This window comes from Sporosarcina sp. P17b (genome assembly GCF_002743115.1).
In the GTDB taxonomy this organism is placed as follows: domain Bacteria; phylum Bacillota; class Bacilli; order Bacillales_A; family Planococcaceae; genus Sporosarcina; species Sporosarcina ureae_C.
Genome location: NZ_PDYP01000004.1, coordinates 1 through 16,413 on the forward strand (window position 1 = coordinate 1; position 16,413 = coordinate 16,413).

At 35.3% G+C, this 16,413-nt stretch carries 14 protein-coding genes and 1 pseudogene; 6 read left to right on the forward strand and 9 right to left on the reverse strand.

Translation table 11 applies throughout. From position 1 onward, the window contains the following. Positions 1-155 precede the first annotated feature (155 nt). Positions 156-1,547 (forward strand): DNA methyltransferase, encoded by a 1,392-nt coding sequence (locus CSV76_RS05770; RefSeq protein ID WP_255406933.1) that lies wholly within the window; start codon positions 156-158, stop codon positions 1,545-1,547. Continuing rightward, positions 1,544-3,763, forward strand: coding sequence for a DEAD/DEAH box helicase family protein (locus tag CSV76_RS05775; protein ID WP_099624950.1), 2,220 nt, complete (start codon positions 1,544-1,546; stop codon positions 3,761-3,763). The genes CSV76_RS05770 and CSV76_RS05775 overlap by 4 nt, the downstream gene beginning before the upstream one ends. A 304-nt stretch (positions 3,764-4,067) precedes the next feature. Here CSV76_RS05775 and CSV76_RS05780 read toward each other — a convergent pair whose 3' ends face one another. The 5 genes from CSV76_RS05780 to CSV76_RS05800 form a co-directional block, all read right to left on the reverse strand. Next, positions 4,068-4,787, reverse strand: coding sequence for a hypothetical protein (locus CSV76_RS05780; protein WP_199173039.1), 720 nt, complete (start codon positions 4,785-4,787; stop codon positions 4,068-4,070). 457 nt (positions 4,788-5,244) lie between these two features. Then, the gene (locus CSV76_RS05785; RefSeq protein ID WP_099624951.1) at positions 5,245-6,369 is read right to left on the reverse strand and encodes a protein kinase family protein; all 1,125 of its coding nucleotides are present in this window, start codon (positions 6,367-6,369) and stop codon (positions 5,245-5,247) included. 343 nt (positions 6,370-6,712) lie between these two features. Beyond that, positions 6,713-7,171, reverse strand: a complete 459-nt coding sequence (locus CSV76_RS05790; protein ID WP_099624952.1) for a hypothetical protein — start codon at positions 7,169-7,171, stop codon at positions 6,713-6,715. After that, the gene (locus tag CSV76_RS05795; RefSeq protein ID WP_233204413.1) at positions 7,158-7,838 is read right to left on the reverse strand and encodes a S1 family peptidase; all 681 of its coding nucleotides are present in this window, start codon (positions 7,836-7,838) and stop codon (positions 7,158-7,160) included. Before CSV76_RS05795 ends, CSV76_RS05790 begins: the two co-directional genes overlap by 14 nt. 87 nt (positions 7,839-7,925) lie before the next feature. Next, positions 7,926-8,786, reverse strand: a complete 861-nt coding sequence (locus tag CSV76_RS05800; protein WP_099624953.1) for a DUF6414 family protein — start codon at positions 8,784-8,786, stop codon at positions 7,926-7,928. 312 nt (positions 8,787-9,098) lie between these two features. Here CSV76_RS05800 and CSV76_RS17650 point away from each other — a divergent pair, with 312 nt between their 5' ends. Further along, entirely contained in the window at positions 9,099-9,464 is a 366-nt protein-coding gene (locus CSV76_RS17650) for a hypothetical protein (RefSeq protein ID WP_233204414.1), read from the forward strand. A 41-nt stretch (positions 9,465-9,505) separates the two neighbouring features. Then, positions 9,506-9,997 (forward strand): tyrosine-type recombinase/integrase, encoded by a 492-nt coding sequence (locus CSV76_RS17655; protein WP_233204415.1) that lies wholly within the window; start codon positions 9,506-9,508, stop codon positions 9,995-9,997. Positions 9,998-10,123: 126 nt separating this feature from the next. Here the strand turns inward: CSV76_RS17655 and CSV76_RS05810 are convergent. Beyond that, positions 10,124-10,741 (reverse strand): annotated as a pseudogene (locus CSV76_RS05810) (recombinase family protein). A 284-nt stretch (positions 10,742-11,025) separates the two neighbouring features. On the opposite strand from CSV76_RS05810, the gene CSV76_RS05815 reads away from it, so the two are divergent. After that, positions 11,026-12,000, forward strand: coding sequence for a DNA/RNA non-specific endonuclease (locus CSV76_RS05815; RefSeq protein WP_099624954.1), 975 nt, complete (start codon positions 11,026-11,028; stop codon positions 11,998-12,000). Positions 12,001-12,221: 221 nt separating this feature from the next. Here the strand turns inward: CSV76_RS05815 and CSV76_RS05820 are convergent, their stop codons facing one another. The 3 genes from CSV76_RS05820 to CSV76_RS05830 all read right to left on the reverse strand — a co-directional run bounded on the left by CSV76_RS05820 (position 12,222) and on the right by CSV76_RS05830 (position 15,608). Further along, entirely contained in the window at positions 12,222-12,542 is a 321-nt protein-coding gene (locus CSV76_RS05820; RefSeq protein ID WP_099624955.1) for a hypothetical protein, read from the reverse strand. Between the two features lie 326 nt (positions 12,543-12,868). Next, positions 12,869-15,289, reverse strand: coding sequence for a DEAD/DEAH box helicase family protein (locus CSV76_RS05825; RefSeq protein ID WP_099624956.1), 2,421 nt, complete (start codon positions 15,287-15,289; stop codon positions 12,869-12,871). Next, the gene (locus tag CSV76_RS05830) at positions 15,282-15,608 is read right to left on the reverse strand and encodes a nucleoside triphosphate pyrophosphohydrolase (RefSeq protein ID WP_099624957.1); all 327 of its coding nucleotides are present in this window, start codon (positions 15,606-15,608) and stop codon (positions 15,282-15,284) included. The genes CSV76_RS05825 and CSV76_RS05830 overlap by 8 nt, the downstream gene beginning before the upstream one ends. Positions 15,609-16,025: 417 nt before the next feature. Between CSV76_RS05830 and CSV76_RS05835 the strand changes: the two genes are divergently transcribed. After that, a complete protein-coding gene (locus tag CSV76_RS05835; RefSeq protein ID WP_099624958.1) occupies positions 16,026-16,367 on the forward strand; it encodes a cupin domain-containing protein in 342 nt (113 codons plus the stop codon). The last annotated feature ends 46 nt before the right edge of the window (positions 16,368-16,413 follow it).

Genomic DNA, 16,413 nt, shown 5'->3' on the forward strand with positions numbered 1-16,413 from the left:
GTTTTGTTTGAAGAAGAGTTGGCTAGGTTAGCATAGTATTTCCAAAACTAACCCGTTAATTGAGGGATCACATTCCCCTTCATACATACACTGGATTTTATCTAAGTGGCTAATTTAATATTGCAATTTAGGATTCAAAAAATGATACTATCAATATTCAAAAAAACCATGAATATATATTAGTTTACAGAAAGCAATGTAATTATATTGGTACAAAAGTAAAACCTACACTACTGAATAGCGCTTTTAGTGTCAAAAAAATTCTTCAAGAAGGTGAAGAATTTTATTACCTTAATGATCCAATAACAACACGGGGCGAAGGTGGCGTATTAAATGCACGGAAGAATCTAGGGTATACAGTTTATTATAATCCAACAACTAAGGATAAGAAGGCTGTTTGCGATTATAATATTGAGTTGGCTAAGACTTCAAATGATGAAGATGAACTATATACGGATAATGAGGATCTAATTACAGAAGGATATGTTCCTATTAGACCACCAAGAGTGAGGGGTAAATTGGGTGCTTGGACTTGGGATTTAGATAAATTTAATAAGAATAAGCATCTCATTGTAATTACGGAAAACAAAAGATCTAAGTCATATGCTGTTAGGAAAAGAACATTTGTCGATAAGTCAGAAGTATATAATGACAACGGAAAGCTTTCTTACAACTTGTATAGTAGGGGTAATTCTAGAAGTATTATTGAGTTTTCAACTAATGATGGTACGACAGCATTGGGTAATGTATTAGGCGAAAGTGGCACATTTAATAATCCTAAAAATTTAGAGATGATTAAATACTTTTTAAGACTGTTTCCTAAAAGGGATGCATTAGTATTAGACTTTTTTGCTGGTTCTGGAACTACGGGACAGGCGGTTATTGAATTAAATAAAGACGATGGTGGAGAACGGAAATTTATTCTTTGTACTAACAATCAAAATAATATTGCGGAAAATGTGACTTATAAAAGGGTAAGCAACATTATTAATGGTTATGAGTATCAAGGAAAAAAAGAAAGTGTACTATTTGAGAAATTCCTTAATATTAATGATTTGAATGACATGGAAAAAATCTTGGAAGACGTCAAAGGAATAGAGGAACGTAGTCTGGCGAACTTTACAAACATAATAAAAGAATTAAAGGATGGCGTGTTTAAATTAATAGGCCAAGACATAATAGCTGAAAAAGTAGAAGGTATTTCTACAAACTTCAAGTATTACAAGACAGATTACATTAAAAAATTCTCCAATGATGACGATTATGATTTCACTGGAAAACTTCTAAAACACATGATAGAGATGATACAGCTTGAGCACGCAATCAAAATTGATAACAAAGAATACATTATTTTGTTAACAGACGAGGATGCAGATAATATTGAGCAGCATCAAGAGATTCTTGAAAAATGTAAAGCAATATATATTTCTTCACAGGTATTACTGACAAGAAGTCAGGAAGTGGTATTTGACAATTTAGGAATTAAATTAATTCCTATACCAGAGTACTACTTCAATAGTGAGTTAAGGGAGGTAGGAGAATTATGATAGGGTTACCAAAAGGATTACTTGATTTTCAAAACGATTGTGTTGAGTATTTAATTGATGTTACTTCAACCGTTACTGGTAAAGACACCGTTGTAGTTAAAGCGCCTACGGGAGCAGGCAAGACTATCATTCTAATCGATTATATTGATAAGTACCTTAATATGATTGATTCGAATGTATCCTTCGTATGGCTTTGTCCTGGAAAAGGAGATTTAGAAGAACAGAGTAGACAAAAGATGTTAAGGCATCTACCTAGTAGAAATTCAAAGAATTTATTCGAAGTATTAACTACGGGTTTCCAAACAGGCGATACAACTTTCATAAACTGGGAGTTAGTCACTAAAAGAGGAAATAAAGCTATCACAGATGGCGAGAGAAAAAATCTTTACGAACGTATTGCCGACGCGCATAGGGATGGCACCAAGTTTATCTTAATCATTGATGAGGAACATTCAAATGATACGAACAAAGCAAAAGACATTATTAATTCTTTTGCACCCTTATTTACAATAAGGGTATCTGCTACAGCCAAAAAGAATCCGATTTACGAATTCCACGAAATCGAAGAGATTGATGTTATAAATTCGGGTCTTATAACAAATGCATTGTACATCAATGACGGGGTAGAAGCAGCCACCACAATTGATAATGAACATGAATATTTGATTGAGTTGGCTAATGAAAAGAGAATGACAATAGCAGATGCCTACAAAAATAAAAATAAAAGAATTAGGCCTTTAGTTTTGATTCAGTTTCCAGACATGTCAACAGAGCTTATTGAACGTGTCGAAGATAAATTAGCGGCAATGGGATATACGTATGAAAATAAGTTAGTTGCAAAATGGATGAGCGATAGCAGCGATAAAATCAATAAAGAAGGTATCGAGGAATCAGATGCACGGCCAGTATTTTTACTTATGAAACAGGCAATAGCAACGGGATGGGATTGTCCAAGAGCAAAAGTTCTTATTAAGCTTCGTGAAAATATGAATGAGGACTTCACAATTCAGACCATTGGAAGATTAAGAAGGATGCCAGAGGCTAAACATTATGAAGATACCTTGTTGGATAATTGCTATCTATATACATTTGATGAAAAGTACCGTCAAAGTATTAAACAGAGTATTGATAATGCATTCGAAGTTAAAAGAGTGTTTTTGAAAGAAAAATGTAAAACGTTTACATTGGAAAAACAACTAAGAGATTTAGATTTTGACGGTCTTGGAGAAAGAGAAACTTATAATGTAATACATAAGTTCTTTACTAAAAAGTATAAATTGACAAACAAGAAAAAAGACAATGAAAGAATGTTCAAATCCGAAAAATATGAAATTACCAATAAATTAGTAAGGGTCGCCAGAAAAGGTGAATTTATTAAAACAGCTTCAATTTTAGATTCCGATATTGGATCTTTTTTCGAAACTCACCGAGAGGTTGATACCAGTAAACATGGGATTGAATTATTACATTCAATAAATGAAATAAAATTAGCTATAGATATTCAGCAAGGTAAATTAAGAACAATATTGGAAAGGCTGTTCCGCAAAACCTCGTTCAATAGTGGGGCGCTCCTAAATTTAAACACAAAAGAGTTTTATGCTTTTGTTATTAATAATGTGCCATTGTTAAAAGAGGATTTTAGAATAGCAACAAGTCAGTTGGCAAAACAAAATTCAATGGTTTTAACTCCTAAGAGAAGTGAATTTAGAATTCCAGAACAAGATTTCATCAAAATTGATCCATACGAATCCGATATTGTAGATATATTAAGTAATGCTTATAAAGAGTATCCATCGTCGGTGTTAGTTGATGGGATTCGTTCACTATCTGAAAGATTATTCGAGAGATACTGTGAAAATAATCCATCTGTCGATTGGGTATATTCGAATGGAGATAAAGGGCAGCAATACTTTTCCATAGTTTATATTGATGGGATAAGTAATCAATGGCTTTTCTATCCAGACTACATTGTAAAGCTCAAAAATGGTGACGTCTGGATTATAGAAACCAAAGGGGGAGAACAAAAATATGGTCAAAGCAAGAATATTGACCGACAAGTAGAAAATAAATTTGAAGCATTCAAGAAGTATGCACAAGAAAATAATATTAAATGGGGCTTTGTTCGTGACAAGAACGAAAACCTTAGTATCAATAATACAGTGTATACCGATAGTATGCAGCACGAAAATTGGAAGTCCTTAACAAGTGCATTTTAAAAGATACAAGATTTTTTCTATCAGTTAAAAGAAGAGTGAGGTAAACATAATGGTGAACTGAACCCCAAATGGTAGACACTTTAAAAAAGTGTCTCCTTTTGGGGTTCAGTTCAATTAAAGGAGCATACCATTTTTTATGGTATGTTTTTTGTATCTTTGGAGTGTACCCGTAGGATACATTTTTACTGAAACTAATACTCTATGGTTTCAAGGTAGTTGGTTTTTCAGGTTAGATGTACTAAATATTAGTTGAAATAAGTGCAAGTTATTGGTCAAAGTGACACATTAGTTTTAGCTAGGGTATTTAATAATCACCACGAAATTCAGATTCCATTTCTTTTTGAAGTTGGAGTGCTTCATATTCATTTTCTTGCTTAGCTTCAAGCAAACTCGAATAATACATTGATAAAGATTTAAGGTTATCAAAAATACTTTTAAATACTGTAAGGAAGTTCTCTAAATCCACTACTACATTTTCGAAAGTATTGATATAGAACTGCGGTGCTAAATCCTTACCCTTACCTAAAGTAAAGGTGTAACGACAAAATGTAATATCATAAATGGATTTATCATTTCCTTTTTTGTCTTTAATTGTTCTTTCAATTTTCCCATAAAGTTCATAAATATAAGCCTTTAGGTTGCTCAACATTTCGTGAAATACTGCTTTGTCATTCGAATTATTCAATTCATTTTCCAAATCGACTACTTTTTTAAAAAGCCATCTTAAATCATGATTCTCATCAAACTTATCGTCTTTATCCAATAATCTATTTTGAGTCCAACAGATTGCTTTTAAATATACTTCAATACTGTGGTTCGCATTAAATAGGATTGGGAAAATCAATATATCGGCTTTTTTGTCTGTATTATCTTTCAAAATCTCTTTTACTAATAATAAAGATGAGTCTCTAAACCCTTCTGCGACAACAATCATATTATTAATATGGTCTAAGCGTTGTGTTCTCCAATTCATATAAGCGGTTGTTTCAGTATTATTTACGTTGTTTGAAAATATGTCTTTCATCAGGCTTCAAAACCTCCTTTTTTCACTATTTCCAATTCATTTTAGCGCATAATTAAATTGAAGGTTCACTTTTGTCAGATTTCATTTTCCGCATATTCTTTTACAGCACGAGAGTGTCATAACTTTTGAATTGTAACACCCTCAGCACTTTAAAATTCCGCAGTTTTTCCAACATGAATTATCCGTACACCGAAAATCCATATATGGTTTTGAACAAGTTTAAAAGTAGAAATAGGGTAGGTGCATGAATGAATTCATGCGCCTACTCTATTTCTTACTGGTTCACCATGTCATAGTCTATTTGTTTTCTAAGCATCTTTATAAAAGGATTTGATTTTCAAAATACTCTTTTGACAACTCTCTGTACTCAGTATTTCGGGTAGTTATGTATTCGTCATAGTTAATGGCCATAAGTGTTGTGTTTTCTCGGTGCAATTAAATATTAAGTCGTAATGATTTAGAAAGGCAAATCATCCTCTACTGCCTCTACCTTTATAGTAGATAATCTTGCATCTATATTATCTAATACAATCTTTACCTTGTAAGGACTTAGGCTATCTAGCAATCGATAAAAATCTGAGATTATTGATACTTCAATATCTATATTATTACTGTAGTTATAATGGCCTTTAATAAAGCAGGTAATTAATAACGCATTATCTTGAATAACGTTCTCAAGTGAACTTCTTCTTATTAGATTAGCAAGGTTATTTAAGATTTCATTATCATCACGAATCGGATCGTATTCTGACCAATAATACATAATGACAGCCGAGAGTATGTTTGCAAATTTTCCATATATATCCTTTTCTTCTTCTGTAAAATCAATCTCTCCAAGTACACCCTTAGAAATATCTATTGAAATATCATGAAACGATTTATATCTATTCTCAGGGTCTAATTGAATCATTTTTTCAATGATATGTTCAAAATTAAAAGTAAATAGACTCCTGTCGATAACATTGTCCAGTAATTTTCCGAGGAAATAAATTTCACTTTGATGATTATATATACCTTCATAGTTTGTTTCATTTGGCAATTGGGTTACAGGCCAATTTAAATGAACACTTTTAGCGTAAAGATCCAAACCCTCCAATTTCTTTCCGAAACCAAAATCAATAACTTTAACATTTTCATTCTTATCTATCATAATATTTGCTGAACGAATATCCCTATGTAAGACATTGTTTGATTCTAAATATTCGAAGGCGGTTATTGTTTCAATAAAAATGTCTGACCACCTTTTTCCACCAAAAGGATCTATTTCAAATTCTGCAATTGAATCACCTTCTATGTATTCCATCTGAAGATACCCGGTCTTTTGTTGAGGATACAGATAATAATTATAAACTCGTACAACATTAGGGTGGGACAAATTAAATAAAATTTTTATCTCATCAATAAAACGTTCATAATTTTCATCTATATAATTCGAATCTTTTGGTACATATTTTTTAAATGCAAAAAGCATATCCGTTGTCTCATCTTTCAAAAGATGTGTATCTCCGGTTCCACCACTTCCCAGGGGTTTAACAAGGATGAATTGTTTCTTAATCGCTTCAAAGTTAACAATTTTCGTCATTTAACATCTCTCCTCCCAATTCAATATTGTATTTATAATACCATGATGTAGAACGTTGATATATGTTACTTCACAAGTAAAGACGTTAGTTCAAAAGAAGCTTTTCATCTGACATCAAACCAAATTTTTACAAATTACAAGTGATTAGTTCGCTATTCCATTTTCCCTTTCCTCACTGGATATAAGACCACCATTCTTTGACAAGAGACTAATTGGTCCTATTACGGCTTTAATCTTCTACTGTTAATGCTTCCTTTAGTTGAATATTGAGATTCACTTTTTAAGATGTCTTTTTCATTTAACAAGTATTATAAAATGACTATATAATTTCCAGTTAATAATATTATTGAGTCTCATCTTGTTTCTGCCATTCACACCAGGCATTGACAGAGACTTTAGATATTGTCATAAAAATCAATACGGTAACAGGTGCTATAAAAGTACCAGCCAACCCAACTTTTGATCCAATAATTCCTGAAATACTTGATACTACAAGGGTCTTATTATTGTGTGAACTAATTATTCCGTTTAATTCTTTTCTTTCTTCACTATATTCAGGATTTCCACACAGTAATTTATAAAGTTCTATTTTTATTAAATCAAAGTATCTACTAGAATCCTCCTTTTTTGCACTAAAAGGAGAAGTATTCTGTGTTGTGGCAGTCAACCACGCAATGGCAACATCCTCTGGATCCTTAATATTCAAGAGTTCTTTTATAGTACTTTGTTGATATTTAGGTAGTGTTATTAGCCATTCCTCATTCGGAATATCAAAAGTACTTACTATTTCATTCCATTTCATTTTCAATCATCCTTTGTAGATACTCTGAAGAAACTACATGTGTTGTTTGATGTAATGTCTGTGGATCTATCCCTCCCAAACTTATTCCACCAGTTACAGTTGGCACATAAGGGCCAATCAGAATTCCCACTAAGGTTCTATCCTTCAAACTAATTACTGGACTTCCTGATTGACCTGGTCTTGCTTGTATATTTAGAACAAGATGTTTTGTTTTAACGCCACTATTGCCTAACAGTATTTTTGCCCCTACCTCCGTTGTTTGCTGGGTTAACACGATTCTTCCTAAATCTGAATGTGGGAAACCTATAATGGCTACTTTCTCACCTATCGCTAAACTATCAGTATTTCCTATTCTAAGATTAGATTTTGCCCCAGATGCTTGAACCAACTTTAATACACAGATATCTTTAATAGGATCAATCATTTCAATTTTCACACCTACTAATGTGAGCTTCTTCTCTGTCGTATCTTGGTAACCTGAAATGTTATTATTTATTTTAATTACTAAATTATTATCATTCCCATTGACTACATGTGCAGCTGTTATTAAAGTATCAATTTTATTTATAAGCGTACATGTTCCAAGGGGATAGTATATTTCAGATTCTAACCTACCTATAGAATAAACTAAATTCTCCATTTCCTTCTCCTTTAATGAGTTAGTCATTTACTTTATCACCTGATTTTATTTTATTTTAGAACTTCTTTTTGCAGCATGGCCCGATTATTGGCATATACCCTAAACACACTTTAATCACAAACTCATTTCTTTATAAACAGCTATAGGCTCTACAGAAATGTTTGGATATGATACAGATGAAAACATATCGTTTATTTTACTGAATTCATTTACAATTTCATTCATAATAGGATTTATTGATTTTGCTTTACTAATGGCATTTTGATCAATAGTTTCTCCGAAGTTTTTAAAGGAATCATTTAAACTTTGACTACTTCGCCCGGGTAAATTAGTTATTTGACAAACCATTTCCCATTCACCTTTAGGACTACCACCATACTTGAAAAGAAGGTTTCTCATTGTTTCTCTTAGATAAATCGGATTAATTGCTCCTAAAAATTTGATGTCGCTTTTATTAATAATTTCAATGGCTGTGAGTCCTTCATAGGCAGCTTTAATAAAATCCGCAAAGCTCTTCATTTGTGCATTTTCATCATTTGCATTCCCGAATAATGAATCTATAATTTCTATTCTTTCAATTGTCCTAGCCAGATCTTCATAATCGTATAAAGAAAAATCTCCTCGTACCTTTACAAAGGTTCGCTTTTTACCTGAATTAAAAGCCTCTCTCTTTAGTGAAGTCACGTCATTTAATGGTAAAGTCTCAAGCAACTCGGTTAAAGCAAAATCATGTAAAGACTTTTCTTCATGAAGTCCTTTAATTCTGGTGTACTCATAACTTCCTTCTCCTGAAATAGGTAATTGTAAAAGTAGCTCCATCAACTTTCCAGTTTTTAGTTCACCTTTCCCTTTATGCTCTGAATTTGTAGATTCCAACATAGAAGTTATTAATCCTTTATTAATTTGTGCTAATATAGATTGCACCTTATCCGTATCAAAATAAATGATATCACGATAAATACTCTTTTTTGACAATAGCCCATCCCCCTATACAAGTTGAGTAAATATGTCTGCATATAAAATGAAAAATTATACAAAAATCATGGCCCGATTACTGAATACCGGTCTATTACGAATTAGCCAAGCTTGTATGGTGAGTATAACATTTCCATTTCTGAAAAGTACATTTATTATCCGTAAGGTATGAAGTAGTAAAGGTATTGTTACTCACTGGTATTATCTATATTACTTCTCTGCCTCCTTTGTATAGCCTCATAATTATTTTCATAATCAATCTGTCAAAATGTTGGCCAAGATTGATTTTAAAAGAAGTGGGGAGGAAAAGGAATGTCAGATTTTAAATTATCAAAGCATCAAGATACATTTGAGACTCAAAAACGTCACTACGAAAGGAAAGTTGATATTGAAAATAAGATGGGGGAGATCCCAAGACAATATGAGGGGGATATTCGTAGGTGCAAAGAATATTGCACCAATACTAGCCAACTAATTGAAACAGAGGCGCTGCTCGATTATTTATATATCTCATTGACCAAACAAAGAATTAAAAAAGCGACGTGGGAACGTAGACTGGCAGCTATTAGAAAATACTTAACTCTGATTCATAGTATAGATTTCAAAGGAAGGTCTAGAGTGGCATACGAGCTTTCAGCGATGCGGAAAATGTATCGTGAAGATCAATATGCCATTTAATTCAGATTCGAGGAAAATCAGCCATTGATAAGAGAGAATTGATGGATACTCTTAATAAGCTACAGATAAGAGCAAAAGCAATTTGTTTAGTTAATCTTGTAACCGCTAACCGACCTAATGAAATGGTTCGTATGAAAATATTAGATTTTGATCTAAAAAACAGATCCGTTCATGTTTATTTGAAGAAACAAAAAAGATGGCATACTAAACGGCTTACTCCAGAAGTTATTATCGCAATTGAAGATTATATACGCGAATACAATCTTCAAACAGACGATTACTTTGTAGGGAGAGTATATAAGAATGGACGCTATGAGAGCACAGCTATTAGTGAAATAGGTTATTGTAAAGCTCTGCAGCGGTGGACTGGGGGACTTACCGGATACAATTTCAGAAAAAGTCAGGTGGTAGCGATGCACGCTGCAGGTGCAGACTTACCAACTATCGCTCAACAAACAGGACATAAATCACTGGAAACTTTAGTTCAACATTACCTAACGGTGTCCGAGACAACCTTGGATAAATATTTGTAGGCATAGAAGAGAAATTAACTTCGGTATTATAAATCTGTTGAATTCCGAACTTTTAAATCAGTCGTTGTAAGTATACAAAACCTCTTTTGCCATTCTCGGTAAAGGAGGTTTTAAGAGTTTCTTCTATTATAATGTGCTCGATATTTCTTCTTCGAGTGCTTTCACCAATTTATAAAAGCTAGTCTTTTTAACTCCAGATTCCCTCATAGCTTCCACAGCTGTTATTTCTCTAGCCTTCTACTTTATGTAAACCCCTTTAAACTCTTCTGAAATAAGAATTTTTGGTCTTCCAAACTGAACCCCATTTTGCAACGCCAAATCAATTCCTTCACGCTGCCGTTTTCGAATGCGTTCTCGTTCTTCTTCAGCCATCCAGGAAAGGATCTGCAAAACTAAATCCGCGATAAAGGTTCCCATGCTGTCTTTATATTGCGTCGTATCGAGTAACGGCATATCCATGACAACAATATCGGCTTCGATGTTCTTCGTCAGGTCATTCCATTCCTGCAGGATTTCTTCTTTGTTACGACTAAATCGATCCAGCGAATGGATATACAATACGTCACCTTTTCGGATAATCCGTTTAAGCAATTGATAGTTTACACGTTCAAAGTTCTTTCCGCTTTGCTTATCCAAATAAATATCGCGTTCATTAATATCTAACTTTTTCATAGCATCCAATTGCCGACCTTCATTTTGATCTTTGCTGCTGACGCGTATATAACCAAATTTGCGTTGTTCCATAGTTCACCTCGAAAAAGATTCTTTCCTTACATTATACCTGAAATTCGTTCGTAAAAGTATTAGTGAATTAGTGAACGTTCGTAATTTATTTTAACACTTTTATGAACACTGCATTTGCTATTTTTGAGTCTGTTATAAATCGTCCGTAAAAGTGTGCTTTTACGAACTCTACTAATTCTCGTGTATTTTAATTTAAACTTCATGGGAAATGGTAGAATGCGCGTTTACTTATGATATAATTTTTGGATGAAGATTTGACACAGATGAAAGGTATGGTTTGAAGAATGAAAAAGATAATGAACTATTTAATCTTACTATTAACAATCGTTTTTATTGTCGGTTGTACCAACTCAGAAGATGCATCCATTACAGATGTAGAAACAAATCCGCAAAAAGCCACGACTGTTGAACCCAATAAAAATAGTGGAAAAGAAGAAACTGTCACTACGGCCGTCGAAAAACAGAAAGAAGAGGAGTCCGTAGTAGAGAAACAGAAAGAAGAAATACCAACTCAACCCAAGAAGGAACTGTTCTCCGGATACAAACTAATTGAAGTTGATGGTGGTGATTTATCAGGTTATCGTGAACCTAACGTCGTTGTTGACATTGGTTATGGGGACCGGGAATATTGGGGGTTTACTAATGAACACGGACAACTAGTACGTGTCATAGCTGACGAAATCATCCTGCAAGATGACAGTAAAGAACCTGTTTTATCGTCTGGCAGATACTATTCTGATGAGGCTAAGGTTCCCGGAGTTGAATCTGATGTTTTAGATGAAGGCCATATAATTGCTGACTCTCTCGGAGGGGTATCGAATGCATATAATATTACCCCACAGGATAGCACGCTCAACCGACATGGTGATCAAGCGCATATGGAAAACGAGATCCGAAGAGCAGGTGGAGCTACCAAATTTGAAGCAATTATCACCTATCCAAATACGGAATCGCAGATTCCTTCAAGTTACAAATATATCTATACAATAAAGGGAAATGTTATTACGGATACATTTGAAAATGTGAATCCAGATGAGGTAAACGAATCTCTTGGACTAACCGAGAATAATGAATCCGAGTCCAATTCAGAAGGAACTTCCACAAACGAAGGTGAGCTCTCTAGTGTTGATACAAACGGTAATGGTCAAGTAACAATTAAAGAAGCAAAAGCAGCAGGTTTTAGTATGCCAATAACTAGCGAACACTGGTTGTATAAATATATGCGAGATAATGATAACGATGGCATGGTAGGCGAATAAGATATCGGACCTTCAGGAAGCATTAATTCTAAAAGCATTGAAATTTGATCGGTTTGGAATTGAGGTGAATCTCTAAGGGGTGAAATATATTTGCAGGACTTTGTTCGAAATAATTCTTATATGAATATATTAATCGGATAGGCTATCAATTGAACTAGATGGACTCTGATAAATTATTAAAAAAAGGCAGCCAACTATTAATGATGGCTGCTTACATTTATTTAATAAAGAAAACCAGGTTGGACACCAAGTGTCTTGAACATAAATTGAAGAGCCGTCATTTTAGGAAGGTTCTGCACAAAACTTTGCGCTTCCTCTGGATTATTGAAAGCTAGCGTTTCAAGTCCGTGATCTACTTCACCGTCAATTATTAAATAGATAAATAAAAATGTTAAGCCTTCATCCGTACCATCGATGTTATCACCAGTGATTAAAATCATTTGTTCTTCAATTAACGGATTAAATATCGTTGTTACAAAATCTTTACCTTGTAATATTGGTGGATTTCCGTACGTTTTTTCCCAGTTATCCCAACTATTCAAATCATATCTCCTCCCTTTAAGCTATATAATTCGACAAGACTATAGTTATACCTCTATTAAAACTGAATATTTTGTTCTCTTGTGTTATAATGAGTTAATTTATTAGATTGAATGTCATTCTAAATTATAAGAATGTGGATTGAAATAATGCCCATCTAGAGAGAGGTATTACAATATCAAGTCACTCCCAGCGTTGGGGGAGTGGATTGAAAAAAGATTCTCGGTAAGTATCTTATGCATTACATGGGAAACACTTTGTTTAATTAGTAAAAATGTTTCAGACCCTTCCGGCTTATAAAAAAGTTGCGCGAAAGTCGCAACTTTTTTTACGTAATAGAACCTATCTTCTCAAAATACCAATGCAACCGATACTCACAAATCTCCTGTACCCAACCAAACAAAACATCCTCATGCTGCTCTTCAACTTTCATCTGTGTTCCAAACGCACCATTCTCAAACACAAACAAACCTTTCGAAGATCCACTCCACTTCGACATCGGCATCATAGCAACCAACTTCGCAACTTTATCCTCATCGTACTCCCGAAGTAACTGCCCCTGTCTATCCGACAGATCCGTATCACGCCGATAAGGTTTCTCCATCAAGTACGCATGGAAGAAGGGGGCAACCTCACTTGGTGCTACCGGTTTATACCAATCAGACGCTCCTCTAGTCAGCATATACTTCAATAGAATCATCTTATAACTTTTATTCATCAGCGTTTTATTGATTTCAATTAGCAAGTCTTTATGTTGAGTCAGTACTTCCTTCTCCAACTCACTTAATTCCTTCGCGTAATCTAGCAATATCGGATACGTCTTAAACTTCTGCTGAATAGCCCGCGCATCTTCATTCGCTTTCAAATGATACTCAAGATATGTCGGACGGTGCCCTAGTTCTGCTTTTAAATCAAAATACGCATTGATCAGTCGTTGCTGAATCGGTTCATTCTGTTTCATTGCTTCCAGCAAGTCGATGATAGCTGTTTCGAAATGGAATTCGAAATAGCCACTCTCGGTAAATGTTTCGCTGCTGATTTTTGTAGGTAAAGCTTTGTCTTCGTTAAATACTTCAAATTTCTTCCGTGCATTGCGATAGTTCCCGATCAAGTCGATAATGACGCAATGTGTTTTACCGGTTGCTATACGTAGACCGCGACCGATCTGCTGGGTGAAGATGGTCAGCGATTCGGTAGGGCGGGCGAATAGGAGGGTGTCGACGCTTGGTATATCGACGCCTTCGTTGAATAGGTCTACAGTAAAAATGATGTCGAGTTGACCAGTTTCTAGTAAGTTTCGTGCAGTAGTACGCGTATGTCGGTCTGTGTTTCCGTACAAGGCGAGTGAGCGGTAACCGGCTTTGGTGAAGTAGTCGCTTAAGTAGATCGCTTGTTTAATGGAAGAACAGAATCCGATCGTTCGCGTTTGTTTGTTTTCGTTCCATGCGTCGAGTACTGCTTGTGCGTAACTGTCCCGTAGTTGCAGGCGTAATAGCTCTTCTTCATCGTATGAATTATTTCGCCATTTTAATTGACTGTAATCCGTTTCGTCCATCACGCCATAGTAGACGAAAGGGGAGAGCCAGTTTTTCCGGATAGCGTCTAGGAAGTGGATCGAGATCGCTTCGTTGCCGTCGCATAGGCTGTAGACGTCTTTGTTGTCGAGTCGGTCGGGTGTTGCGGTTAGACCGAGCAGGAATTCCGGTTTGAAGTAATCCAGTACGCGTTCGTATGTAGTGGCGGCCGCGTGATGGAATTCGTCCACGACGATTAGATCGAACGCAGTCGGGTCGAATTGGTGTAAATGGTATTGTCTCGCGAGTGTTTGGATCGATGCGAAGACGAATTCCGAGTCTGCTTGTCTATGCTGGCCGTTGTAGATGCCACTTGTGCGGTTCGGGAAGACCCGGGCGAATGAAGTTTGTGCTTGCGTAAGCAGTTCTTCACGGTGCGCGATAAAGAGTACGCTTTTGTATGATTCTGCGAAGAAAGCTGCTAGATACGTTTTACCGAGTCCTGTTGCGAGAACGACGAGTGCCTTTTCATAGCCGGCTTCGACTGTTTGCTTGAGCGCAGTGAGAGCTAGTTCTTGTGCAGGGCGTGGATCTAAGACAGATGATTGATAAGGTGCTGTTGGATCGACGGTGCTACTTTCTTCTTGTTCAGTGGCACCGAATGTCATTTCGATTTCAGATTGAGGTTCCCATACTGAACTAAAGGGTAGTTTGCGATTCGTTTCATCGTATCGTGTTCTATACAATTCAATTTGTTCATTGTTAATCGGTACTGTATTCACAGATAAGAACATTTTCATGAATTCATCCGCAGACGTTTCGAAAATCTCTTCGTCTACTGTCGATGGTGCGTAAAGGTTCCATTCGATTCCTTTCGTCAAGGCGGAACGCGATAAGTTGGACGATCCTATGATAACGGTGGAACTGTTTTGTGATTTGAATAGATACGCTTTTGGATGGAAGGATGTACCGCCACTTTCGATCATGCGAAGTTCGGCAGCAGGTAATCCTTCATGTAATAATTTCAGTGCATCCGGTTGTGTAATCGATAAATAATCGCCCGTCAGTATCTTGATATCCGCGCCACGCATAGAAGCGTCACGTAAAGCGGGGAGTACTTCGTTCACGCCAGATTTCATCATGAACGCGGTCATCCAGTAGATCGTATCCGCTTCGGCAGTTAATCGCTTTAAGTCGCTTAGCAAGTTTTTCGTCAGTAGACGCAGTTTAGTCATCCGCTACTTCCACCAAATAGATTCGTTCATTGAATCCGCCACGCGCTTTAGCTTTCTGCGCGCGTACGGCTTCCAGTTCCTCTACCGTCACACCATGATAAATAGCTGCCGCATGGATTAGTTCTAGCATGTCGGACAGTTCTTCGACAGCATCTTCCGCATTAGTGGCTTCTTCATACTCTGACAGTTCCTCGTGCATCTTTTTATTTATTTCCGCTATGTATTGTGACTCGTTCAATGTATGCGTTACACATGTTTTTCCGTCGGCTTCGATGATTTCCGGGATCAGGTCGCGGACGAGTTTATTATAGATGGGCATAGGGATCTCTCCTTCAATTCCGTAATTTGCTTTATTCTACCATAGCCACATTATAAAAAATGAATAATAATGTTGTAAACATTAGATTTTAAATTAATAACTGCAATATTAATATAATTACTGATTAGCCCTACAATTATTTGAAATAGATAATATGTAGCTATTTAATTACATAATTTAGAAACTGCAAAGATCCATTGACTAAAAAGAACATTGTTATTAATTGTTTAATACAATTTTACAATAGTAGATAGTAAATTGATATGTCAGAATAATTTAAAAATATATTGCAAAGAAAAATACCATATGCTATTGTTGTTCTAAATCGGAACGCCATCCCACCTAATGGAATGGAGTTGCGGTCTTTATAACAATAATAATAATGTAAGCGCATACTAAAGGAAAAGGGGTAATTGAATGAGTTACTGGAAAAATGCAAAAGACGTTGAAGTGTACTCACCGCCAGGACATGAAGGTACATCTAATCGAAGGTTGTTCGGGAAAGAAGAAGGTATGGAGCAATTAGAAGTAATTATTGGAGAAATTGAGCCAGGAGGAACGGCGGATCCTCATTTTCACGAAGAGATCGAGCAATCAATGTTTATATTAAGTGGAGAAATGAAAATTATTATTGAAAATGAAGAAACTATTTTAAGACAAGATGATGTTGTATGGATACCTAAGAAAGCTATGCATGAGGTTGTAAACATCGGTAAGGAAACGGTTCGCTTTGTATTAATATACTCACCACCAAAATAAGAGTACAGCAAATATTAGGCAGAGAAAAAATTAGGGGAGAGTGAAA

Coding starts and splice junctions, on each gene's coding strand:
- CSV76_RS17650 (WP_233204414.1), top strand. CDS start 9,099: ATGTCAGATTTTAAATTATCAAAGCATCAAGATACATTTGAGACTCAA.
- CSV76_RS05835 (WP_099624958.1), top strand. CDS start 16,026: ATGAGTTACTGGAAAAATGCAAAAGACGTTGAAGTGTACTCACCGCCA.
- CSV76_RS17655 (WP_233204415.1), top strand. CDS start 9,506: ATGGATACTCTTAATAAGCTACAGATAAGAGCAAAAGCAATTTGTTTA.
- CSV76_RS05780 (WP_199173039.1), bottom strand. CDS start 4,787: ATGAAAGACATATTTTCAAACAACGTAAATAATACTGAAACAACCGCT.
- CSV76_RS05775 (WP_099624950.1), top strand. CDS start 1,544: ATGATAGGGTTACCAAAAGGATTACTTGATTTTCAAAACGATTGTGTT.
- CSV76_RS05830 (WP_099624957.1), bottom strand. CDS start 15,608: ATGCCCATCTATAATAAACTCGTCCGCGACCTGATCCCGGAAATCATC.
- CSV76_RS05795 (WP_233204413.1), bottom strand. CDS start 7,838: ATGACTAACTCATTAAAGGAGAAGGAAATGGAGAATTTAGTTTATTCT.
- CSV76_RS05815 (WP_099624954.1), top strand. CDS start 11,026: ATGAAAAAGATAATGAACTATTTAATCTTACTATTAACAATCGTTTTT.
- CSV76_RS05785 (WP_099624951.1), bottom strand. CDS start 6,369: ATGACGAAAATTGTTAACTTTGAAGCGATTAAGAAACAATTCATCCTT.
- CSV76_RS05790 (WP_099624952.1), bottom strand. CDS start 7,171: ATGAAATGGAATGAAATAGTAAGTACTTTTGATATTCCGAATGAGGAA.
- CSV76_RS05825 (WP_099624956.1), bottom strand. CDS start 15,289: ATGACTAAACTGCGTCTACTGACGAAAAACTTGCTAAGCGACTTAAAG.